The organism is Nostoc sp. LPT (assembly GCF_017115165.1).
Classification (GTDB): Bacteria; Cyanobacteriota; Cyanobacteriia; order Cyanobacteriales; family Nostocaceae; genus Nostoc.
In genome coordinates this window covers 1-23,583 of sequence record NZ_JABXKF010000138.1, presented here as the reverse complement: position 1 = coordinate 23,583, position 23,583 = coordinate 1, and the positions used below count along the sequence as shown (strand labels likewise).

The 23,583-nt window shown below is 40.0% G+C and carries 22 protein-coding genes; 12 read left to right on the top strand and 10 right to left on the bottom strand.

Annotation, left to right across the window (positions count from 1 at the left end):
- Window positions 1-312 precede the first annotated feature (312 nt).
- From HWQ58_RS25770 to HWQ58_RS25745, 6 genes are all read left to right on the top strand, one after another.
- The gene (locus HWQ58_RS25770) at window positions 313-540 is read left to right on the top strand and encodes an addiction module protein (protein ID WP_229454196.1); all 228 of its coding nucleotides are present in this window, start codon (window positions 313-315) and stop codon (window positions 538-540) included.
- A complete protein-coding gene (locus tag HWQ58_RS25765; protein WP_292869101.1) occupies window positions 530-709 on the top strand; it encodes a hypothetical protein in 180 nt (59 codons plus the stop codon). Before HWQ58_RS25770 ends, HWQ58_RS25765 begins: the two co-directional genes overlap by 11 nt.
- A 445-nt stretch (window positions 710-1,154) precedes the next feature.
- A complete protein-coding gene (locus HWQ58_RS25760) occupies window positions 1,155-2,420 on the top strand; it encodes a pitrilysin family protein (protein ID WP_292869098.1) in 1,266 nt (421 codons plus the stop codon).
- 159 nt (window positions 2,421-2,579) lie between these two features.
- The gene (locus HWQ58_RS25755) at window positions 2,580-3,851 is read left to right on the top strand and encodes a pitrilysin family protein (protein ID WP_292869111.1); all 1,272 of its coding nucleotides are present in this window, start codon (window positions 2,580-2,582) and stop codon (window positions 3,849-3,851) included.
- Between the two features lie 182 nt (window positions 3,852-4,033).
- A complete protein-coding gene (locus HWQ58_RS25750) occupies window positions 4,034-4,957 on the top strand; it encodes a peptidoglycan-binding protein (RefSeq protein WP_292869109.1) in 924 nt (307 codons plus the stop codon).
- Between the two features lie 418 nt (window positions 4,958-5,375).
- Window positions 5,376-5,729, top strand: a complete 354-nt coding sequence (locus tag HWQ58_RS25745) for a phage holin family protein (protein WP_292869094.1) — start codon at window positions 5,376-5,378, stop codon at window positions 5,727-5,729.
- Between the two features lie 5 nt (window positions 5,730-5,734).
- Here HWQ58_RS25745 and HWQ58_RS25740 read toward each other — a convergent pair whose 3' ends face one another.
- From HWQ58_RS25740 to argS, 3 genes are all read right to left on the bottom strand, one after another.
- Window positions 5,735-6,241: a cobalamin biosynthesis protein gene (locus HWQ58_RS25740; protein ID WP_292869092.1), complete on the bottom strand. Its 507-nt coding sequence runs from the start codon at window positions 6,239-6,241 to the stop codon at window positions 5,735-5,737.
- A gap of 8 nt (window positions 6,242-6,249) precedes the next feature.
- Window positions 6,250-6,813, bottom strand: coding sequence for a Uma2 family endonuclease (locus HWQ58_RS25735; protein WP_292869089.1), 564 nt, complete (start codon window positions 6,811-6,813; stop codon window positions 6,250-6,252).
- 126 nt (window positions 6,814-6,939) lie between these two features.
- The gene (gene argS / locus HWQ58_RS25730) at window positions 6,940-8,694 is read right to left on the bottom strand and encodes an arginine--tRNA ligase (RefSeq protein ID WP_292869086.1); all 1,755 of its coding nucleotides are present in this window, start codon (window positions 8,692-8,694) and stop codon (window positions 6,940-6,942) included.
- Window positions 8,695-9,423: 729 nt separating this feature from the next.
- Here argS and HWQ58_RS25725 point away from each other — a divergent pair.
- Entirely contained in the window at window positions 9,424-10,257 is an 834-nt protein-coding gene (locus HWQ58_RS25725) for a DUF4114 domain-containing protein (RefSeq protein ID WP_292869084.1), read from the top strand.
- Window positions 10,258-10,383: 126 nt separating this feature from the next.
- On the opposite strand, the gene HWQ58_RS25720 is transcribed toward HWQ58_RS25725, so the two are convergent.
- Both HWQ58_RS25720 and HWQ58_RS25715 read right to left on the bottom strand, forming a co-directional pair.
- A complete protein-coding gene (locus HWQ58_RS25720; RefSeq protein WP_292869082.1) occupies window positions 10,384-11,652 on the bottom strand; it encodes a tetratricopeptide repeat protein in 1,269 nt (422 codons plus the stop codon).
- A gap of 537 nt (window positions 11,653-12,189) precedes the next feature.
- Window positions 12,190-12,858, bottom strand: coding sequence for a 2OG-Fe dioxygenase family protein (locus HWQ58_RS25715; RefSeq protein ID WP_292869080.1), 669 nt, complete (start codon window positions 12,856-12,858; stop codon window positions 12,190-12,192).
- A gap of 239 nt (window positions 12,859-13,097) precedes the next feature.
- On the opposite strand from HWQ58_RS25715, the gene sfsA reads away from it, so the two are divergent.
- A complete protein-coding gene (gene sfsA, locus HWQ58_RS25710) occupies window positions 13,098-13,823 on the top strand; it encodes a DNA/RNA nuclease SfsA (protein ID WP_292869077.1) in 726 nt (241 codons plus the stop codon).
- A 193-nt stretch (window positions 13,824-14,016) separates the two neighbouring features.
- On the opposite strand, the gene HWQ58_RS25705 is transcribed toward sfsA, so the two are convergent.
- Entirely contained in the window at window positions 14,017-14,418 is a 402-nt protein-coding gene (locus HWQ58_RS25705) for a fasciclin domain-containing protein (protein WP_292869074.1), read from the bottom strand.
- A 615-nt stretch (window positions 14,419-15,033) separates the two neighbouring features.
- Window positions 15,034-15,174, bottom strand: coding sequence for a hypothetical protein (locus tag HWQ58_RS25700; RefSeq protein WP_292869071.1), 141 nt, complete (start codon window positions 15,172-15,174; stop codon window positions 15,034-15,036).
- Here HWQ58_RS25700 and modA point away from each other — a divergent pair.
- From modA to HWQ58_RS25680, 4 genes are all read left to right on the top strand, one after another.
- The gene (modA, locus tag HWQ58_RS25695; protein ID WP_292869068.1) at window positions 15,173-16,033 is read left to right on the top strand and encodes a molybdate ABC transporter substrate-binding protein; all 861 of its coding nucleotides are present in this window, start codon (window positions 15,173-15,175) and stop codon (window positions 16,031-16,033) included. The two genes, HWQ58_RS25700 and modA, sit on opposite strands and share 2 nt — an antisense overlap.
- Before the next feature lie 66 nt (window positions 16,034-16,099).
- The gene (locus tag HWQ58_RS25690) at window positions 16,100-16,729 is read left to right on the top strand and encodes a DUF642 domain-containing protein (RefSeq protein WP_292869065.1); all 630 of its coding nucleotides are present in this window, start codon (window positions 16,100-16,102) and stop codon (window positions 16,727-16,729) included.
- A 261-nt stretch (window positions 16,730-16,990) separates the two neighbouring features.
- A complete protein-coding gene (locus tag HWQ58_RS25685) occupies window positions 16,991-17,644 on the top strand; it encodes a DUF642 domain-containing protein (protein ID WP_292869062.1) in 654 nt (217 codons plus the stop codon).
- Between the two features lie 162 nt (window positions 17,645-17,806).
- Window positions 17,807-17,935, top strand: coding sequence for a hypothetical protein (locus HWQ58_RS25680; RefSeq protein WP_292869059.1), 129 nt, complete (start codon window positions 17,807-17,809; stop codon window positions 17,933-17,935).
- A 280-nt stretch (window positions 17,936-18,215) separates the two neighbouring features.
- On the opposite strand, the gene HWQ58_RS25675 is transcribed toward HWQ58_RS25680, so the two are convergent.
- The 3 genes from HWQ58_RS25675 to HWQ58_RS25665 all read right to left on the bottom strand — a co-directional run bounded on the left by HWQ58_RS25675 (window position 18,216) and on the right by HWQ58_RS25665 (window position 23,393).
- Window positions 18,216-20,885 (bottom strand): CHAT domain-containing protein, encoded by a 2,670-nt coding sequence (locus tag HWQ58_RS25675; protein WP_292869056.1) that lies wholly within the window; start codon window positions 20,883-20,885, stop codon window positions 18,216-18,218.
- Window positions 20,886-20,986: 101 nt separating this feature from the next.
- Window positions 20,987-22,771: a ShlB/FhaC/HecB family hemolysin secretion/activation protein gene (locus HWQ58_RS25670; protein WP_292869053.1), complete on the bottom strand. Its 1,785-nt coding sequence runs from the start codon at window positions 22,769-22,771 to the stop codon at window positions 20,987-20,989.
- Window positions 22,761-23,393, bottom strand: coding sequence for a hypothetical protein (locus tag HWQ58_RS25665; RefSeq protein WP_292869050.1), 633 nt, complete (start codon window positions 23,391-23,393; stop codon window positions 22,761-22,763). The genes HWQ58_RS25670 and HWQ58_RS25665 overlap by 11 nt, the downstream gene beginning before the upstream one ends.
- Window positions 23,394-23,583 lie beyond the last annotated feature (190 nt).

Sequence of the window (23,583 nt, the reverse complement as noted above, 5' to 3'; positions counted from 1 at the left end):
CATGAGCTTATGCGTTTAAAGCCCAATAAATTACCCTATTTTCAGAAGGGTCTGCGTGCTATGTTCCTTATCCAATCTGCTTTTTAGCTTCTTTGTCACCCCTTCAGGACACATTCTTTCGTCTTTAATACCAAGTATTGAATGGAAAATCATCGCTAGGGAAAGAAACTGTAACATGCCCAGATTTATTGCGTTCATCATAAGCTTTTGTCCTTGAAGCAGCGAATAGCTTTTTAGAACGCCATTCTGAAAGCATCAGTGTTGTCAGTGATAGACTTAGAACAAAATGGCTAGTCACCGAACGAGGTTGGTATGAACGCAGAGTTCACTCAGATTTTTGAGTTAACCCTCTCAGAAAAATTGCAGCTTGTGGAAGACTTATGGGATAGCATTGCCCAAGTTCCAGAGCAAATTCCTGTGCTTGACTGGCAAAAAGAAGAACTTGCTAAGAGAAAAGCAACCTACTTACAAAATCCTGACTCAGGTAGTTCCTGGGAAGAAGTTAAGGAGCGAATTCGTAATAGACAGTATGGTGTTTAGAAATCTGATTATTCTGCCAGAGGCAGAACAAGATGTGGCTTTGGCTTGTATTTGGTATGAAGAGCAGGAACTTGGTTTGGGTGAAGAATTTCTTCGTTGTGTAGATGCTTGTATTCAGTTCATTAGGCGAAATCCAGAAATGTATCAGGTAGTTCACGAAAGCTATTGAAGGGCTGTAATTCGCCGCTTCCCTTACGTTGTTTTCTATGAGCATTCAAACACTACAATTATTGTCTATGCAGTTTTCCACTCTTCTCAAAATCCAAAGAAATGGCGTGGTAGGCTACCATAGAAGCCAATAATCAGTTAACTGAAAAGTCTGCGATGCCTACAGCAGGCTACGCCTACGCTAAAAATAGTAATTTATAATACAGTTTTTTAAGCAATGGGGTTGTAGAAAAGTTTTCCTGCAATCGCTTGCGCTGGCTCTTGTCAGTCTCAGAAACATGGGTACAAACCCTTATTATTTTGTCAACATATAAAAAAGTTGGGTCTACTGAAGTTAGCGATATTTGCTGGGAAAAACAAAATCTGTATAACTTGATTCTAAATCAGGTATCGTTCAGAGTTAAAATTACGCAATTGCGTTAAATTGTGGTTAAAACTACAAAAAATTGTTAAAACAACTAACTAATACCGTATTTCCAGCCTCAGTCTTCCGACTAGAGAGTGGTTTAACTTTTATTCATCAAGAAATTCCCACTACTCCCGTAGTTGTGGCGGATGTTTGGGTGCGTGCTGGAGCCAGCCTAGAGCCAAAACCGTGGTTTGGCATGGCGCACTTTTTAGAACACATGATTTTTAAAGGTACAGCGACGTTACCTCCTGGAATGTTTGATTCCAAAGTTGAAAACCGGGGTGGCGTGAGTAATGCGGCGACAAGCTATGATTATGCTCATTATTCACTCACCACAGCTGCCCCTTATTTAAAAGAGACTCTGCCCTACTTGGGAGAACTACTACTCAATGCGGCAATTCCAGAAGATGAATTTAGCCGAGAACGGGATGTAGTGTTAGAGGAAATTCGCTCATGTTATGACGATTCCGACTGGATAGGATTTCAAGCTCTAATTCAAAGCATCTATCCGCATCACCCTTACGGACGTTCGGTGCTGGGTACTGAGCAAGAACTGATGCAGCAATCGCCAGAAGCAATGCGCTGTTTTCACCGCACTCACTATCAGCCGGAAAACATGACAGTGGTAATTGCAGGCGGTATAGCCCAGCAACCAGCTTGGGAAATGGTAAATCATTCATTTGCTGATTTTGCCGAACCCTCAAATTGTCCGCAGTTTGAGAAAGTGACAAAGCCAGTAATAACAGGAATTCACCGTCAAGAACTGTGTTTACCACGCATAGAGCAAGCGCGATTGTTAATGGCGTGGCTGGTACCCGGAGTAGAAGATATCCCTACTGGCTATGGTTTAGATTTTTTGTCAGTGTTATTGGCAGAAGGGCGGACTTCGCGTTTAGTGCGCGATTTGCGAGAAGATTTGCAATTGGTACAGGGAATTTGTAGTAGTTTTTCTCTACAACGGGAATCAAGTTTATTTACAATTACTGCCTGGTTAGAACCAGAAAACCTGGAGGAAGTTGAGTCTTTAATTTGCGCTCATCTGGATGATTTGCTGATTAGAGGAATTAGCGAACAAGAACTTGCTCGTATACGCAGACTTCTATGTAACGAGTATGCGTTTTCTACTGAAACACCAAATCAACTGACGGGGCTTTATGGATATTACAATACCATTGCCCAAGTTGAATTAGCTGTGACATATCCCCAGCAGATTCAGTCTTTTGATGCCAAAGAACTGCAAAAATTAGCTAAACAGTATCTCTCGCCGCAGAATTATGCGGTTACTGTACTTAAACCGTGTTAGTTACTGGGCATTGGGCATGGGGGAGCTACTGCGTTGGGCGGGCAATGCCCGACTTGTTCGCGCAGCCTCTCCCCTTGGGAGAAGCAAGTGACATCATGGGGCATTAGTTTTTGACAAAGGACAAAGGACAAAGGACAAATGACAAATGACAAAGGACAAATGACAACCTTGCTGCAAAAATCGCCCATCCATCGCACCGTATTGAACAATGGCATTATCGTGCTAGTGGCAGAAAATCCGGCTGCGGACATTATTGCAGCGCGAATCTTTGTGCGTGCCGGTAGTTGTAACGAAAACCGGGAGCAAGCAGGGTTGGCACATTTGTTATCAGCAGTGATGACAAAGGGATGTGATGGACTTTCTAGCTTGGAAATTGCAGAAATTGTCGAGTCTGTAGGGGCGAGTTTGAGTGCGGATACTGGCACTGATTATTTTTTACTATCTTTCAAGACGGTAACATCTGATTTTGGGGAAATTTTAGCATTGGCAGGGCGAATTTTGCGATCGCCTACTTTTCCTGAAACTCAAGTGGAACTAGAACGGCGTTTAGCACTCCAGGATATTCGTTCTCAAAAAGAGCAACCGTTCAATGTTGCTTTTGAACAAATGCGGCAGGTAATGTACCAAAATCATCCCTACTCCATGTCAGTGCTGGGAGATGAAACCACCATGAGCCGCTTAACTCGTGAGGATTTAGTGGAGTATCACCAGACTTACTTTCGTCCAGATAATGTAGTAATTAGTATTGCTGGTAGAGTCGTACCCAGAGATGCAGTAGCATTGGTGGAAGAAGTTTTTGGTGATTGGCAATCCCCAGCCCAAGCACTGCCAATACTAAATTTACCTGAGATTAAGGTAGAACCACAGGTAAAGCTGAAGCCAGTACAGACACAACAATCAATCGTGATGCTTGGGTATTTAGGAACATCAGTGAGTTCAGTTGACTACGCTTCATTAAAATTGCTGTCTACCTACTTGGGAAATGGGCTTTCTAGCCGCTTGTTTGTCGAATTACGGGAAAAACGAGGTTTAGCTTACGAAGTATCTGCCTTTTACTCTACAAGGCTCTTTCCAGCGTCCTTTGTGGTTTACATCGGTACAGCACCAGAAAATACCAGCATTGCCCTAGAAGGACTGCGTACAGAAGTAGATTTATTGTGTACCACCGAAGTATCCGATAGCGCACTCCAAGCTGCTAAAAACAAGATTCTGGGGCAATACGCCTTGGGTAAACAAACGAACGGGCAAATTGCTCAGATATACGGTTGGTATGAAATTTTGGGCTTAGGAATTGATTTTGACACCAAGTTTCAAGAATTGGTTGCGGCGGTGAGTGCCAAGGATGCGATCGCTTCAGCTTGTAAATATTTAAAAGAGCCTTACTTGTCTTTAGTTGGTCAAGAAGAAGCAATTAATCGCGCGATCGCGTAACTGAGAATGTGTCCCAGCTACACCCGTCGAAGATATTGTAAAATGCAGCAGCTGTTTTTTCGACCAAGCGGCTGTACCATTAGCATGAGAATATTCTGGGAGTGAATTCCATGCAAAGCAGCCTGACAGCAAGTATTTTGAGTTATTTAAAATCACTAGACCCAACTGTAAATCGCTGTAGAATGGAAAAACGGCAAAAGGATTGGCGGCCAAAGAGGTCTAAATCTTTATCAGCCATTAAAATACTCTTGTTCTTGGCTACGCCTCTGCTTATTACCTCAACGGCTGTAGTATCAATAGCAGCCCCGCAAAAAATTGCCCAAGTAAATCCTGGAAATAGCATCAACCGCCCTAGCCTGAAAGTTGGTAGCCAAGGCGAACGCGTATCTGAACTTCAGGCAGCTCTGAAACTTTTGGGTTTTTATTCTGGTGCAGTAGATGGCATTTATAGTGAAAATACAGCTAGTGCTGTTTCCCGATTTAAACAAGCAGCTGGCTTGAATCCAGATGGCGTTGTTGATGCCAGCACTTGGCAACGACTTTTTCCTAATCAACCAGTAGCAGCATCAACTGTCCCTTCATCCCAGCCAAGATTTAACTCAGCTACAAATTTTCCTGTTCCAACCCAGGCTAGTAACCTCACCAACGTTGCAAATCCCAACCCCAACCCTCCGAGACAAGCTGTAACACAAGTTCCGACTAGACCCGAACCAAAACCTACTACCCCAAAAAAAGCTGTAACTCAAGTTACGACCAACCCTGAGCCAAGACCTGCAACTCCCAGAAAAACTACAACTTCTAGCACAAAGAAAACGCCGAAGCGTACTACATCAACTACTCGAACTCAGTCAAACACAACTACAAAACGAACTCCTGGTATTCAATACACCTCAGAAGGATTGCCAATTTTGCGTATAGGATTACGTGGTTCTGAAGTTGTTAAGTTGCAACAACAACTGAAAAAGCTTGGTTTCTTGAAAGGTGATGCCGATGGAGACTTTGGCGAGACAACCGAAGCAGCAGTGAAAGCTGCACAAAAGCGCTATGGTTTAGAAGCTGATGGCGTAGTTGGTGGGTCTACCTGGGAGGTTCTTTTGCGGCGTTAGGCATAGTATGAGCATAGCCAGCGTCTCCTTTGCGTGTAAGCAAAAGCGCGGGCTGATAACTTATTTCTTTTTTGGAAATCCCCAAGGTACAGAGGTTTTTCAACTTCAATAAACCTCTGTAGGGGTTTTGCGCTTCACAGAATTTTTTATGAATTTAACTAAATCACCCTAAGTCCCCCACTTAAACTGTACTCAGGTCAGTGTGAGTAGTTCACTGCGGTACATCCTGCAATACGATAAAGATATACCGATTAGAAGTATCTCTCTTAGCAGCACTGAAAAATTACATTGATTTTAGCCTGACGAAAGATAATGGCAACTTTAGGAGTCAAGCACAACAATACCTAATCGTGTTATAGATCACAACTGGCAATAGTGAAATTAATTAAACTGACTGCTAAATCCTCTAAAAAAACTTATGCAACACTTTTTATTAACTTGGCTTGGTACTGCGGTGGCGTTGTTTATTACTGCTAATATCGTTCCGGGATTCTTTATCAAGAATTTTCTGACTGCCTTAATTGCTGCCCTTGTTATTGGTCTGGTTAATGCATTTATTAGACCAATTTTGCAGATTTTGACGTTTCCAATTACCTTACTCACCTTTGGTTTATTTACATTGGTGATTAACGCCTTAGCCCTTTGGCTGGCAAGTGTCCTAACTCCTGGTTCTGGTTTTGAGATTCAGGGCTTTTTACCTGCTTTGTTAGGTTCAATTGTACTAGCAATTGTTTCTAGCATAATTAACTATTTTTTGAGAGTTGTTGACTAGAAAAATTAGGGAATTTTTGTAATACTAATATTTAAAGCTTGGGCAACAGCAAGAGTTACCGCTCCTGATTGCCCTTGTATCTGGAAAATTTGTTTAGGAACTAAGAACTTCACCCGCAATTCTTCTATGTTTGTAAAGGGGAAAACAGTCAGCGAAGTGAGTTGAGAAGCTGCAAGCATAGCAGCTGCCTCTGCTACGCTAGGTGTACCTACTTTATCGTCGGTAATTGTGGCAGGGTTGGGGACACAGACAGAGCTAAGGATTTTCGCAGAAAAGGTTTTTAGGGGCAAATTGCGGAGGCGACAAAGTTTGACTAAGCCAACTTCCGAGGCTTTAGTGTCAATGGTAGCAATACCTGCGATCGCACTTGGAAAAAGTTGATTTTCTCGAAAGACTTTCTCAATTGCCCAATCAATCAGCTGCCATGAGGTTCCCCGTTTACAACCGATTCCTACCCATAAAACCTGTTGTAATTGGTGTATTTCCTTACTCAGTTCGTCAGGGTTTGACATGATTGGGTTTACTCTAACAGCCAACCAAATAAATTTCCTACCGTCAGCCTCAACTCACTTGCAAAATCTGGCACAGGGAGTAAAGCTTCTAGTTCATCCAACATGAGTGGCTGTTGATTGCGGATGTACACAAATACCGTTTGTTCTTCTGGATCGATCAGCCAACCCATTTGTGTTTCATAATTTAGGCAATGTAAAATATTTTTTGTAACTTTCGTTTGTCTTTTGTCAGGCGATAGAATCTCAATAGTCCAATCAGGATCTGCTGAAAATAAATTTGCTACCCTGCCATTTTCTTTCCGAGGTATTCTCTCCCAGGTAAATACCGCTACATCCGGGACAATTGATCTGCCACCAAAAGTACACCGCAGTTCTGGATATGCTCGTGCAACTTTTTGGGATTTCAAGATAGCATTAATAAAAATAATCAGTTCACCTTGAATAGTGCTATGTTCTCCCTGTGGCATAGGTTTTTGAATAAATTGTCCATCAATGTATTCACTAGCGGGTTTTGTTTCTGGTAACATTAGAAACTCTGCCAAAGTTATATTTTTAGATGGTGTCCGTACCATAAGCGATCGCCTCCAAGTCCAGCAAATTTTCTTAACAACCCGCAAAGTACACAAAGAAGCTTTAACTTAACTCTTACTCTGCGTACCTTTGCGCTACCTCAGCGTAACTTTGCGTTAAAAAAAATATTACATCCTCTCCAATACCTGAATTCCCAACAAAGATAATCCCAACTTCAAAGTTCTAGCAGTCAAATCACATAAAACTAAACGGGATGTGCGCTGTGGTTCCTCCGCTTGTAGTATGGAACAGCGATCGTAGAATTGGTTAAACTTCTGACTTAGTTCAAACAAATACTCACATAAACGATTGGGCAGCAAGTCTTGCTCTACACTACTAATAACTTCATCCAGTTGAAGTAAATATTTTGCTAGCGCTAATTCTGTTTCATGCTGCAACAAAACGGCATTATTTCCCAACTCTTTAAAGTTAATATTACCCTTGCGGCTAATCCCATGAATCCGCGCATAAACATATAGCATATAAGGTGCAGTATTACCTTTAAGATCCAGCATTTTGTCGTAGCTGAAGATGTAGTTACTGGTGCGATTTTGGCTTAAGTCTGCATACTTCACTGCACTGATTCCAACTACCCTAGCAACTTCATTAATAAATTCTTCAGTTTCTTGGCGTTCTTCTTTTTGTAATCTAGTTTTGAGGTCAGCATGGGCACGAGAAACAGCTTCATCTAATAAATCCCGCAAACGCACACTGTCCCCAAAACGAGTTTTGATTCTTTTACCATCTTCTCCTAACACCAACCCAAAGGGAACATGCACTAATTCCACATCATTAGGAATCCATCCGGCTTTGCGTGCTACTTGGAAAAATTGGGCAAAGTGGTTTGCTTGTCCAGCATCTGTTACATAAATTATCCGCTTTGCTTCATCCTGCTGAATTCGGTAGCGTAGAGATGCTAAATCTGTTGTGGCGTAGTTATAGCCGCCATCTGATTTCTGCACAATTAAGGGTAAAGGTTCACCTTCTCTATTTGTAAACCCTTCCAGAAAAACACATTTTGCCCCTTGATTTTCTACCAGTAACCCAGATTTCTCTAAATCTTCTACAACACCAGATAGTAAAGAGTTATAGAAAGATTCGCCACGTTCAATTAACTTGATATCCAGCAACTCATAAATTATTTGAAACTCCCGCCGCGACTGTTCGCACAACAGTTTCCAAGCATGGAGTGTATCTTCTGCACCTGCTTGTAATCTGACGACTTCTTGGCGTGCTGTTTCTTGAAAAGCTTCATCGGTATCAAACCGCAGTTTGGCTTTGCGATAAAAAGAGACTAAATCACCAATATCTAAAGCATTAGCGGTGGTAAGCGCATCTGGGTAAACTTCCCGCAGATAGGCTATTAACATGCCAAACTGCGTACCCCAATCACCGACATGATTTAGCCGCAGTACATCATGTCCAAGAAATTCTAAAATCCGGGCGATGGAATCACCAATAATCGTCGAACGCAAGTGTCCAACGTGCATTTCTTTAGCAATATTCGGACTGGAAAAATCCACAATTTCCCGCTTCGGCGTTTTCGCGGCTGGAACTCCCAGTCTAAGATCGGCTTGAATTGCGTTTAGTTGTGCTTCTAAATATGCTGTTTTCAGTTTGAGATTGATAAATCCTGGCCCAGCGATTTCCAGTGGTTCACAGATTTCGGATACATCTAGTTTCTCAACGATCGCACCTGCGATCACTCTTGGTTGCAATCCTAACTTTTTACTCAGGGATAAAGCCACATTCGCCTGATAATCGCCAAATTTAGGATTGCTAGCAGGAACCAAAATTGGATCTACTCCAGCCAAGTCAGTGCCAAAAGCCGCGATTAAAGCCTGCTCTAAAAGAGCTTTTAGTTTTTCTTGTGTAGCGTTCATATATAGATTTTATCTGTGAAAGGGGGAATGTAGCTCTGGAAAAGCTTGATTATTTTAACCTTAAAAGATATTCATCAAGTCTAGGCAAAGACTGTCATTTTAAGGTACAACCCCCTTAAATTGTCTCCCATCCTTGGCATAACTTCTAGATTCTGACGATACCGAAGTCGATTTTGACAGACTACTACTAGTTAATCAAGCAACGAAAGCGTAGTACGTAGTAAGCACTTGAGTGCTTAAAACAAACACTAAACTTATTTACCCAGGTTTCATTGATTTGATAGATTACTACGTTTCCCAACGTAAGTACGGAGATCAACTCTATTTGTATAGCAGCGTATTAACTGAGCCAAAGCTTAGTTAATACGGATGACGGCACACTATTACTTATCTACCTCATTTAAATGAAAATTGCTCTAGATTAAGCTTTTAGCTTTTCAGTATAGAAATCGCACATCTGATTTTCATAAACAGGATAAATTTTTCATTAATTTTTAATCATATAAAAGCTTAATTGCTAAGTGCTATTAACAGTGTGATGCCCGCCAAAAAATAGGGTTTTCTCAGTAAAAATACCTTAAATAAAGAGCTATTTAAATATACTAGTAAAAGTAAATCAACAGATTGACTTTGCAGAATTCTAGCTGTTAGAAGTAAGAGACGACTGAACAGAGATAGCTGCTCAAAAAGCATTATCTAAATTGTTTTTCCTACTTAATGGCTCATAATATGAAACTTAATTTATTCACAGCATTGATTGCCGCTACAGCTACATTAACCGGGTTAGTTTCCAAAGTAGAAACTGCATCTGCTGCTGATTTTAATTGGAATAGCTCTTGGACTCAACCAACTGTATATAATAAGTCTCAAACTGGTTTTAACGACACACCTTTCCAACAATTTGTCCAAGCAGAAAGTGTTGCCCTTCCAAACAGCGGACAATTGAAATTAGACCCTAGTAAATTAAATCTAAAATACAACCACGATGTTTCTGTTTACTTTATTAATGAGGGCGCAGGTTATAGAAACCAGTTAGCCTTTGAAGCTACAGGAACTACTAACAAGTCTGGGCTGCTTTTTAATGATATTTCTTGTGAAGGGACTGGATGTGTTGGTGGCTGGGGCGGTAACGCACTAAAACTAGGTGATGGGGTGAAAGTTGGTAATGTTACCGCAGGTACTCAACTCGACTTCTGGTTGAGAGCCGATGGTTTAGGCCGTGGTAACTCTGCCAATATCTTTGGTACTGACACAGCTTCTAACGCTGACGGACTACAGCACGCAGTTGCTTATGCTTACAACAACTACATCCTCCTGGCATTCGAGGATTTATACGGAGGTTTACACGCTTCAGGGGTAGATTCTGCAACTGGTAAATGGAACGAAGGTTCTGATCGCGACTTTAATGATGTTGTCGTCGTTCTTGATGTCGGCGAGGCAAATGTTAAAGCTTTAATTGGTGCTACCGTTCCTGAACCATCTGTTACTCTATCAATGTTTGCGGTGGGAGCAGTTGGTATGTTTGGATTGCGCCGCCGCCGTCAAGGTCGCACTTCTCACTAAACTTGGAAACGTTGCTTAATATCGGGTACGTTTAGTTTCATTGAAAAATAATAAGCGTTCGAGCGCATTTTCACCCGTACATTTCATTTATACGGGTGATTTTACGTTTGTAGTGAGATTTATATTTTATCTATTGCGATCGCGTTCTAAATCATCAATCACTTTTTGCAAATACCACTCGTCTGACATCCCAGGATGGTAATCCCGGTTTTGCTGAATCAATCGTTCGGCAATTTCCCAGTATCCCCCAACCATTCGTAAAAGTCGCTGACGTAGCAGGTGATATTTTTGCTTTTTTGACTCTGGACTAAATTTCTGGATTTTTTCTAGGCTATTTAAGACTTGTTGATAATTTTCCCAGTCTTCTTGTTCGCAAAAGATACTCGCCGCCCGTTGATAATCTTCCACGGCGTTTTGTATTTCTTCTAAGCAAGTATAGGCAATGCCGCGATTGTAGTAAGCTTGAGCATCATCAGAATTAATTTGCAGCGCTTGCGTGTAATCTTGAATTGCACCGAGATAATTGCCCTTTGCCCGATAGACATTACCTCTGGCAATATAAACTAAGACATCTTCCGGTTGCATCTGGACTGCTTGGTTAAGATCCGCGATCGCACCTTGATGATCTCCTAAGATAGAACGTGCTCTACCTCGGTTGCGATAGACAATGGCATCTTGAAAATTTAGTCGTAATGCTTGATTAAAATCTGCGATCGCTTCTCGATAATTCCCCATTTTACAACGCACAACCCCACGACAGCAGTAAGCTTGGGCATCTTGCGGATCGGCCTTTAATACCCAGTTTAAATCGGCGAGTGCCTCTTGAGTATCTCCCTTTTCAGCCTTTTCTAATAATTGTGTAAAATAATCATTGGTGGATAAAATTGGCGCATTGCTAGAAGGTAATTGCTCAACGGCAGGTAATTCTTTAGGTTGTAGCTGTTTAATTCTTTCTAGACAAAGACGACAATTCTCTTTGTCCTGTTGCTCTAGATATAACCCAGCAGCTTTTTTAAAGTTAGCGATCGCATCTTGAATATAACCCTGTTTGCGCCGCACCATTCCCCGCAGATTATAAGCAGCAGCATAATTGAGATTGAGACGAATCGCGCGTTCAACATCGTCTAGCGCCCCCGACAAATTTTTCAGCGCTACCCTAGCCAATCCCCGACAATAATATGCCTCTACACTCTCAGGATTCAGCTTCAGGGCTTCGGTATAATCTGAAACAGCTTTCAGGATTGCTCCTGAGTCATAATGTGCTAAACCCCGCTGCAAATAAGCTTCGCTAAAGTAAGGTGTCAGTTGTAAAGCATGGTTAAATTCCTCAATTGCTCCCGCGTAATCTTTTCGCCTAGCCTTTTCCAATCCTCTATTGTAGAATTCGTCATTCATGACATTTTTTGGTTGATTCAGTTAATTGAATTCCAGCAGGCTTGTTTCGTAGCCTAATCTATGCACTCATCTTCATATTTTAAGTATATTTCATATTTTTTGTGAAATAAAACTAACACACCACCCTAACTTTTGATAAATGGAATATTGTATACATCCAGATTTTGGAGTTCAGTTTAGTGAAATATCACTAATCAAATTTATTATTAAATTCACCAGTTTGTGGTTATGTATTTTATACAGTTACGATTCTAGTTAATAAAACTATAAAAAAATTATAGTTTTATTAACTGATATAAAAATTTTAGTCACATTATCACATTTATTCTTTCCAGTTAAAAATAAAAAATTGGGGAAATGACTACATTCAATTCCCCGTGTCTCGTAGATTGTCAAATATTTATGGTTAACTAAAATTCAGAATTTAGGAGTCAGAATATTTCAAAAATCAGCAGTAAATTCCTGTAATCAATATACTAAGTAATACTCGATTTATTCTGAACTCTGCTTTCTAGGTGCTGAAATTTTACACTAACATTATTCTGAAAGCAAGCTGGGAGAAGTCAGAACAAAAACATCCCAATTTCCTTGAGCCTCAGTTTTTGGTTTTATAGGATTGGCGTAGTGGAAAAACTCATGGTCATTAACCAATAGGAGTTCTCCCGGATTTAGAATTTTGCTAAATACAGGCTTTTCTTTTTTGGCAGTATACAGATGTGTTTCTCCACCTTGAATATTCTCTCTATCTACTGAGAATATGCCAATAAAATCAGTGCCATCTTGATGGATACCTTCAGGTGCTGGATTACCAAAATTCTCAGGATAACAACTAATTCTAATTTGATGAACTCCGATTTCAGCTTCAGGATGAAGTTTACAAGAATCACTAAATGCCAAAACAAGATTTTTGAAAATATCAAGTTCTATGAGTGCATCATCTAATTCTGCAAACTCTCTTTTGATGTCACCCGCTAATCGATTATACTCTTTACTTTGAAAGAAGACGCCATGAGGTAATTTGATTAACTGATTTCCAGAGACTGTGAACCGAGATAATCTTCTGGAACGATAATTGCCTTTGATATAAGGGTCAAGAGGCATACTACTAAAAAATGGCTTGAAACCTTCTAGACTGATCGAATTTACCTTTTTGAGAGTAAATAGAAAAGCATATTCTAATTCCGTTGCTGTCCACACTTTTTGCATAGGATTTACCTCCTTGCACTTTGAAATTCTCCCAGCTTTGTTTGGGAGGCTTATAACACTTAGTATATGCTACTTTTTATTACTATGTTGTCAATTTAACTACAAAAATTGACAATCCATGATATATAAAGTTGCTCAAATTCTGTCACAGGGCGGAGTAGCTGCTGAAAAGATTTGCAGATATGGGTTCGGTGGGCAAAGAATCAACGTATATTTACAAGCAGCAACCAGGTTCCATAATGATAGATTGGCTTTACCGTTACCCGCCTTTGTATCCCGGTATTTTACTCAAGCGTTACAAGCGGTTTTTTGCTGACGTTCAACTTACTTCTGGCGAAATAGTGACAGCACACTGTCCCAATACAGGGCCAATGACTGGAGTATCGACACCCCAAAGTGCGGTACAGCTTTCCAAAAGCGATAATCTTAACCGCAAATTGGCTTACACTCTAGAACTAATTCAGGTACATGATAATCAGCCGACTTGGGTAGGCATAAATACTTTTTTGCCCAATCGGGTGGTAAAGCTAGCTTTGGCGAAATATCTTTTCCCGCAATTGGGCGACTATAGCCAAATCAAGGGCGAAGTGGTTTATGGGCTAGATAAAAAAAGTCGAGTGGATTTTTTTTTGACGGGGAGTGATGAGAAACGCCCGATTTATTTAGAAGTGAAAAATACAACCTTGTCTGAGGGGAGATTAGCCCTATTTCCTGACACGGAGACTACCAGAGGGCAAAAGCACTTGCGAGAACTGATGGCGTTGTTACCTTTGACTCGTGCGGTGATGCTTTATTTTATCAATCGGGGTGATTGTACAGAATTTTCCCCTGGCGATCGCACAGATCCTATATATGGTAAATTATTGCGGGATGCGATCGCTCTCGGTTTAGAAGTCTTACCTTGCCGTTTTGACATTTCTCCCGAAGGTATCCGTTATTTAGGTTTGGCAAAACTAAAAATTTGATTACATCTAATGAACAGAAACTAGCAATTGCAACATTTTTACACGTATAAAACAACAAATCCATCTAGACAGAATCTAGATGGATTTGTTGATAGTTGATGTTTACTAAAAAAACATTCAACCAGACTGTAATGAAGAAACGACTATAGGTAGTCGTCACCCCAGAAATAGCGTTCGCTATTCTGACGTTTGGTTATGCAGGAATCAAAACTGTGTCAATGACATGGATGACACCGTTATCAGCAGCAACATCTGCTGTTGCAACTGTTGCATCATTTATCTTGACGCCATTAGAAGCGTCAATTTTTACATCTGAACCTTCAACTGTTGTAGCTGTCTTCAGTTTAGCCACATCAGCAGCTAGTACCTTGCCTGAGACGACATGATAGGTCAAGATTTTCTTGAGCTTGGCAGTATCTTGAAGTAGTGCGTCTACTGTACCTGCTGGAAGCTTATTAAACGCTTCATCGGTGGGTGCGAAGACGGTGAATGGCCCTGGACCTTTGAGTGTATCTACCAGACCAGCCGCTTGGATTGCTGCAACTAATGTCGTGAAAGAACCATTGTTAGTGGCAGTGTCAATTATGTTAGCCATGTGTTTTACCTAGTTCTGTGTATCTTGTTACAAATCTAAACTATTCATTTAATAAAATCTATCTATCATTAGGCGTATGTTAAATCAATTTTTTTATTGGTACCATAAAAGTTTATATATATTTTTATACAAATAAATAATTATATGTACATCTTCAGGCGGATGAGTTATGAGCACTACTGGATGCGCTCACGATTTTTTTACACAGTGGTAGAGGCGATCGCATCCAAAGATTGTCAGAGCAGCAGATTGTCAGAGCAGGACTTACAATACCAATAAAGTTAGCTAAATGGATGATTAAAAGTATTTAGTTGGTATAAATAAAGCTTTAGATATTTAGGAGCGATCGGAAAACTTTATAGCACAATCCATTATAAATAGACAAATCAAGCTTTTTAGAGAATTTAAATATACTTGCATTAGCTTTTTGTCAGGATTTATTGACCAGAAAAGTTGGTAATAAGCGTATTTAACTGATATTATTTCATCACTAAATACATTTCACTCGCTGTTTGTGTAATTCCACTTGGAAATAACAAACGGCCCATTACACCAATGCTTTTAGCAACTGTGATTGGCCGGGCGTTTATTTCCAGAATTTATGATGCGTAAGATTTACGCCAAAACCTTCTCTAACTCCCATTTATCTATATCCTCTACCTTCTGTGTGGTTGGTATTTCTTTTGCCTGTGCGTAAGTCAGGTATGTCAACAATGAGACTTTTAGGTAATATTTTCCCCAAACTATAACTTTCATGAACAGAAACAGAAGAAGACTTATTGCTTGGATTGCTACAGCAGTTAGCAGCATGATGCTGGTAATAGGCTTGCAGTTCGTTAATTTATCACCAGCAAGCTCTGTAACGACACTTAACGTGTATGCGGCTATCAGCTTAACAAACGCGCTGAATGCCATTAAGACTCAGTACCAAAATGCTAACCCAGGTGTCAACGTTGTTTATACGTTTGGTGCTTCTGGTACTTTACTGAGCCAAATACAAGCAGGAGCACCAGCAGATATTTTCATTTCTGCTGCTACCAGCCAAATAGATGTATTGCAGAATTCAACTCCAAGTAAATTGGTTCCAGGTAGCCGTAAAAACGTTGTCAAAAACCGTCTAGTTTTGATTGCGCCTACAACACCTCCTGTTAGTGCTGGTAGTGCTGCTCTCACTAGCTTCAATGGTTTGACCAATGCCAACATTACTGGTATTGCCATAGGTGACTACACAGGTACTCCTCCAGTTGTGCCAGCAGGAAATTATGCCAAACAAGTTCTCACTAGCCGAGGTATTTTTACTACTCTCAGTCCTAAATTATACCGTGCTGCCAATGTGCGTGCCGTCTTAACTGCTGTTGAAAATAAAACTCTTGTAGTTGGAGGTGTAACTAAAACTATCAATGCAGGTGCTGTTTATAAAACTGATGCGGCCATTTCTAACAAGGTAAGAGTCGTACAAACTGCCCTCACAACAGAGAGCGATTCGATTGTTTATCCACTGGGTATACTTGGCAGGACAAAAGTTTTAACGACGGCACAGAGTTTTTCTAACTACTTAAGTAGTAGTACTGCTCAGAATATCTTCAAAAATACTTACGGGTTTATCCTGCCTTAATCACCAGAAAGTAAATCAATCAAGTACTCGTTGTCGTGAATTTTGAACTATTTGGAGTCATGTCTTGTGAAGTTCACTAAAAAACTCTCAATTATTGTTTGTAGTTTGACTACTGCTTTCCTTCATACTGCTGTGATTACTAATACTTATAAGTCAGCAGCACAAGCTGAAAGACAAGAACTGATTATCAACGGAGGATTTGAATACGACTCTCTTGTAGATCCAAATAATCCCGAAACTACAAATCCTAATGTTACAGGATGGGTTAAATCTGGTAATCCGATAGATATATCAGGTATTAAAATTGACAATTTTCCTAATACTGGTAAGCAGGGATTATCGCTTGGTGGATTTTCAGCTATTAGCTACATATCACAGACTATCTCTACATTTCCTGGTCAACGCTACAAACTTACTTACTATCTTGCATCGACAGAAGAGGCACCCGATCTGAATAACAAATTTAAGGTTTTTATAGGTGGTAAAAAGGTTTATCTTCAAAAAGATACTCCTTACCAAGCCTACACACAATACACGTTAAATTTTAGAGCAAAAGGAAGATCCACCGAAATAAAGTTTGGCTCCCAAGCCAAGTATGCGTTTTTATATTTGGATGATGTGAGTGTCAAAGCTACACCTGAACATCAAGGGAAAAACTATGGGCATGATCCCGTAATAGATGATGGAGATAAATAAACCACAGGTAGAAGCCTAAGCAATGTCTGGCTCAATAGTGTCAAGAATGCCACTAAAATTCATCTGATTTAAAAACTCCATTATGGGTTTATTGAGAAAATTGCCTTGAGTGTATGAATCATTATCCACATCTATAGCTAACTCTTATAAACCAGAAGAAAGTGTTCATTTTTCTTGACACTACTGAAAGCCAGCCAGTATAAATGTAAATATCAAGTTGTTTACATTGTCGAATTTTAGAATTATTTGGAGTCAAGTTTCATGAATTTAACTAAAAAACTCTCAATTATTGTTTTTAGTTTTACTACTACCTTAATTAGTACTGCTGTGATTACTAATATTTATAATGCAGCAGCACAAGCGGCAGAACTTGTTAAAAACGGAAGCTTTGAACTCGATCCCCTCGTAGATCCTAACAATCCCAACGCTACAAATCCGAATATTACAGACTGGACTAAGTCTGGCGATCCGATGGATGTATCAGGGATAAGAATAAGCAATTTTCCTCAGCATAATAGTGGTAATCAGGGCTTATCACTTAGTGGATTTATAGACCTCAGCTATATATCACAAACGCTTTCTACACAACCTGGTCAGCAATATGAACTTAGTTACTATTTAGCATCTACAGATGAGGCCCCTAACCTTGATAATCAATTTCAGACATTTGTAGGTGGAAATAAGCTTTTTGATCAAAAAGGCATTTCTTTTCAACCATACACGCAATATAAGTTCAATTTCACGGCAGATGCATCATCCACAGAGTTAAAGTTTGGGAATTGGGATAAATATGAATTCTTATACTTGGATAATGTGAGTGTAAAACCTGTGCCTGAGCCATCAAGTATTGGAGGAATAGCAGTTACTGCTGGTTTATTGGGAATATGGCTGAAGAAAAAGAAGGCAATTAGCTAGAAAGAATAGCCTTTTTTTTAACTTTTGGAAAAAAACAGATCATAAATCCCTCAAACTACTGCGCAGTAGTTATGAGGGATTTGGTCATCTTTTACTAAAATTCAGTTTCAGTCATGTTTTCTTGGTTAGATGAAATCAATACATCAGATAACTGATTATGTAATGACGTTAAAAAAGAACCAAGGTAATCTTTATGATGAAGTTGAAAAACTATTCCAGTCAGGCACAGGATTTCAGGGGATTCAACATAGTACCTATAAAACAGAAAACTTAACTATGTTTCAAAATTAATTTACTCTTATATACCCAATTAATGACTTTTCTAGTTTTAATAAATAGTTATATCTTTGAAGATGAGATAATTTATATTTTCGAGGAAATTCCATTTATTTTATTTATCAACTCATGAGATTTTACAGTTATTTAGATAATTGAGGAATTCTTTTTAGTTTTTATTAGTAAATAAGATACGTTTGCCCAGGTAATAATTTGCTTTTGGGCTTCTACTGCGGACAACTTATGGTTGCCGTCACATCAAGATTGCCAGTAGAGCGGAATGTGGGTTAAATAATTACAACCAATTGCCTATAAGAACATAAGGTGCCCAAAAATATGGACGATTTTCTTTAGCTAAAATCGCAAGTTGGGCGCGTTGCACAGCTTGGGCTTTAGTTACTCCAGCATCTAATTGTCGGTATAATTCACCCATAAAGTCGCTAGTAGATTTATCATCTACCGTCCACAAAGTTGCTAGGGTACTGCGTGCCCCCGCCCGCACTGCTACTCCAGCTAACCCCAAAGCGGCTCGTTTGTCTCCTGTGGCAGTTTTACAGGCACTAAGGACGAGTAATTCAATTGTTCCTCGTCGATTTTCACCCCTAGATCGAAGTAAATTATCTAGCTCTCTAACCCTGAGTAAGATATCCCAGGTAAGAATATAAGTTTCTTCAATGTCTGAACTAAATTGCCCGTGAGTAGCTAGATGCACCACTGAAAAGGAAGTAGATTGAATTTGCTTTTGTAGATTAGCTTTAGTGAACTCTTGATTTAAGAGTTCTTTAGTTGATTTCACTTCAGATTGGATTAGTTTTAATTCCTGTGTGACATTTGAGAGTTCGGGAAATGATTTGCCTTCAATCAAGCGTTCTTGCTCAACCCCAGCAATTAAAGCGTTTAGCCGCACGTTGTGTAAAGGTTTAGGATCGAGGAGTTGTAGTCCAGGCATCAAAGAAATAGCATACTTTTCTATCAGATATTTCTGCTGTTGGCGATCGTAAAGAATCGCCATTGGAATGTTTCGCAAAGAACCATCCAGTACAAACACTAGGGATGTGATATCTGCATTTCTTAAATCTGATTCTATAGGTTTAATCAACCAGTCATATAACTGTTGCGAATGCTGCTTAACATTAGGCTCCCGGCTAACAATGGGTAAATCTTTTCGTAGTTGTTCTACAACGTTTTCTAATACATCTTTAGGGACTTTAGTTGTTTTACGGGAGATTGCATCTTGCCCTGGCAACCTAGTAATAATTTCCAGTCGATTATCTAAAATAATTGGATAGATAACAACCGTAGATTTTTGCTTTTCAACTAATTTATCAAGGTTAACTCTTGGTAACAAGCAAGGTGAACGAAAGAAGTTATCTAGTTCTGCTAACTGGAGAGATTCAATTACCTGACGGGCTTGAACGAGATTATCTGGCTTTTGAAGAGTATTTTCCGGAAGTTGCAGCAGTAAATCAACGTACTGTCGATATACGGGTTCTACGCTTTCGCGGAAAGAAAATTGTACGTCAGGATTAATCGCAACTAAATCATTACGAAGGGATTTGAGGGCATTATAAGCTTGATTATAAGCAGCTGTTGCTGCTGGGATATCGGATTGCTTTTGCAGTATCCGTCCTATCTGCCAATGCCATTGATAGGCAATGTCTTGAGCATCAACAGACTCGGCTTTCACCAAGGCTTGTTGTGTAAGGCTTTTAGCATCGGCTAGCTGTCCGCTTTGTTCGTACAAACCACCAAGAGTACCAAGGGCATAAGACTCAGTTCGTTCATCTTTTAAACTCTTAGCTACTTGGACAGCTTGCGCTAACATCTTTGCAACATCTTTTGGCCCAACTGAGTTCTGTGTCATTTTGCTCAGACTTTGGGCAAAGTTAATTCGGTAATTAACAGCCGTCCGACTTGGAGGCAAACTGTCTATCTCAGACTGAATTTGAGGTAATAATGCCTTTGCTGTGCTAAATTCCTTTTGCTCTACCAGTAGTCTTAATAAATTTAGTTGAGCCAAAAGACGTACAGTAGGTTTTGTAGATGCAATCTGCGCTGCCTGTTGATAGTATTGAATTGCTGTTTGCGTATAATCTTTGGCGCTGCTTGAGTTATCCAAACTAAGTTGAGCGTAGATTTGAGCGCGGGCTGTATTACCTAAACTAAGTAAAGCATTACTTTGGGCAATCGCATCTTTCACTCGTCTAGCCACAGAATAACTGTCTTTGAGAGTTTTGTGCGAATCCTTCAAATAACCCAAGCTTCGCTGAACATTCCCTAAGTTATACAATCCTGTCGCTTTTATAGGAGAGTCTGGTTGTTTTTGGAGAATTTCTTGGACTGAGGTTAAGGTTTTATCTGCTTGGAGATAATTTCCCAAAGCTTGCATTGCTTGGGCTTGATTAACGCGATCGCGAACCAGTGCAGATGTATCATCTAAGAGTTGATAAATTTTAGCTGCTTCTTGCCAAGTACTTAAGGCTGCTTCAGTTTGTCCCTGTGCTAACTCCAGTCCACCCCGAACATCTAAAGCTTGGGCAAAAACTTGGGCTTGCTGTTGTGAAGAATCTGAATCTTTGAGAGTTTGTAATAGTTTAATACTTTGTGTAATAGCTTCATTTGCCTCTTGCCATTTTCCTAATTGCTGGTAGGTTAAAGAAAGATTGCTTAAAGCTACAGCTTCATTCAATACATCATTAGTAGCTTTAAATTCAGCTACTGCTTTTTTGAGAAGTTGTACCCCTTCTACAAACTGTCCTGCTTCATAAAATGCTTGACTTTGCTGTACTAAGCTAGAAGTCTGGGTTGGGTTGACAGCAGGTGTAGTTGCTAAAACAGAATCAAATCCAATTTTAAATTTTGCAAACCTTACCGTTAAATAATTAGATGAATCAAAAAAATACGGCAAAAACGTACAGAGTAATGTAGTCAATAATGCTAGAAAAAAATGCTGAGAAAATTTCATATAATTTTTAAACTTACTTTCTTAAATAGTATTTAATCCTTCTAATTACTGAAAATCCAAAACTGATATGACTCTCTGTAGCTCTGCAATTTTGTGTGAAATTAAAACGGATTATATTGTACAAAAAAATATAAACCGTTTTCTTGCCATGTATTGCTTTGAGTATCAACAGAAACTAAAGGGATACCCCACTCAACACCAGCAGTAAAGTTATTACCCTGTAACCAACGTAAACCCAAACCAACAGAAGCTAGAGTGTTAGTATTATTTTCATCTCTACTGGAAGAATTATTCCAAGCTGTGCCAACATCACCAAAGGTGGTAACTTGCAGAACTCCATTCCATTGTGGTACACGGGCAATTGGTAACCGGAACTCAACAGAAGCAAGAGCGCCATTATCTGTCAACAGTAAATCTTGACGATACCCTCGTACACTATTTATACCACCCAAACCAAATTGTTCTAAAGCTAAAAGCTCTGTAGAAGCCAATTGCACATTACCACGGATTAATAGTAGAGTATCAGGAGCTAAGAGGCGTACCCACTGCGCCTGTCCTCGCCAAGCGAAAAAGCGGCTGTCAGGTTCGGTATCATTAATTGTGGCATTGAATGCACGAATTCCCAGACTAAATTCAGAGCGAGCGGCAATGACTTCTTGGCTATTGCGACTTGTCCATTCCTGAAAAAAACGCAATGCAGATACTCTGGTGCGTCCTTCTTTATCAGCCCCTGGTGAAAGTTCAGAAAGAGGAACCTTATTCTCTTCTAGTAAAGAGGAGGAAATATCACTTTCTCTGCGAAAAGCGGTTATCCCAAGAGCGAATTCTTGGTTAGGAGTTTGCACTAGAGGCTGGCGGAATGTCAGTTCGTAATATTGGGAAGCTGATTCAATATCTAATGTATTGAAGGGACGTTCAATGACATCGGCTGATGTAGTACCATAACTGAAAGTAAGACTACCATTGCGAGGATTGAGAGGTAAGCTGTAGCTGGTATCTATAGTGTTACTGCCGTCGGTATTGCTATATGTTAACGATATACTATCTCCGAATCCGAGTAAGTTAGCTTCGTTTATTTGCAGTTGGCGTCGGAAACTACCAACACTAGGTGAACGACCATTATCCAGGACTGCTTGTATATTGAATGAATCAGCCTCTGTTATCTTAATAGCCAGTAAATTAGCACCAGTACGTGAGCCAGCTGACAGTTCAGCAGAGAGGTTTTGAATTAAAGGATTGAGTTGCAATAATTGTAGTGACTCTAATAAATGTTTTTGATTCAAAGGAGTGGATGCGCCCAAAGCTATACGGCTGCGGATATAATTTGGGTTGAGTCGCTTAGTCCCAGTTATTTGGATATCTTCTAATTTCCCTTCTATTATCTGGATTTGAACAACACCGTTGTTATCAAAAGTTTGTTCAGGAATGTAAGCCCCAGACGTAACGTATCCCTCTTGAATATAAAGTTCGGTAATTTTGGAACGAGCTTCTAACAATTGTGTAAATGTTATCGGCTTGTTTGTAAAGGGAGCAAGTACCTTATTCAACTTTTCTCGACTGAATACTGTACTGCCAATGACTTCAAACTGTTTAACAGTGAAGATTTGCGATCTCTCCAGGAATGGTTCATCTGGTTTAAGTAGTGGTTGTCCAGGTTGAAGTAATTCGGATGGAGGTGGAAGTTGGGGTGGTGTTGGTAGTGTTGGTGTTTTGGGTGAAGGTGGTTGGACATCCTGCGGTGGCGGAAGTTGAGGAAGCGAGGGAGAATTGTTTTGGGGTGGTTGTACGCGATTGAGTGTCTGTGCCCTGCTGGGTGTAGTTATCAGGCTGTTGAACAACATCAGCAAGCAGGATACTATCAAAATATGAGTAACTTTAGCGACCATGACACTGAATAGGGTTGTGTCTGAAAGTGTAGGGTGCGGCAGATGAATTAGCACTCAAGACTATTTGTCCTTTGGCGTTTAGCGTCGCACCTGTGGCTTCAACAATGCGTTTGGGAATGGAGGTAGTTGGGTTAGTGGTAACAGGTGGTATGGAACGATTGTTATTAGTGGGTTTAACAGATACCCAATCGATTTGAGGCGCATCAGGAGTGAGAATGTCTTGGGGATTGGGTGGTAAACCGCCGCGTCCTGCGATCACAAATCGGTTTTGAGCATAATCTGGACTGTAGCAACCTTGAGCCACCTGAGTGTCAACTGGTGTTGTTGGCAATTGCACTAAGCTACTGTTGGGGTCAACATCGAGCGTGTTTAATGTGACCTTTCCAGTTGCAACAATATCACTTTCTGAACTTTGCTGTTTGCGAAATTGCGTACCAAAAATTTTTGAAGCACTGACTTGAATATTACTACCAGGAGTTCGCCCGAAACCATTGGCAATAATATCGCTGTTCTCGGAGGGGACAGCAACCAAGAATTTAGTGTTGATGTCTATATTGCCGTCAAGCCCATTACTACCAGCAACACCACTAGTGGCAGAGATTAAACCCTGATGACGTAACATCAGTAAATTTTCTATCTGTAGCCGAATATTTCCACCCCTACCTGCTGTGGATTCTGCAAATACACCCGTAGGTGAGCCATTGCTATTGATTCCATTTATTAAAAATTTATCAGTGGCCTGAATTGTTATAGTACCCCCTGACTATCTAATTAGTATTTAAGAGCTTGAGACTCAAGCACAGCGAGAAGTT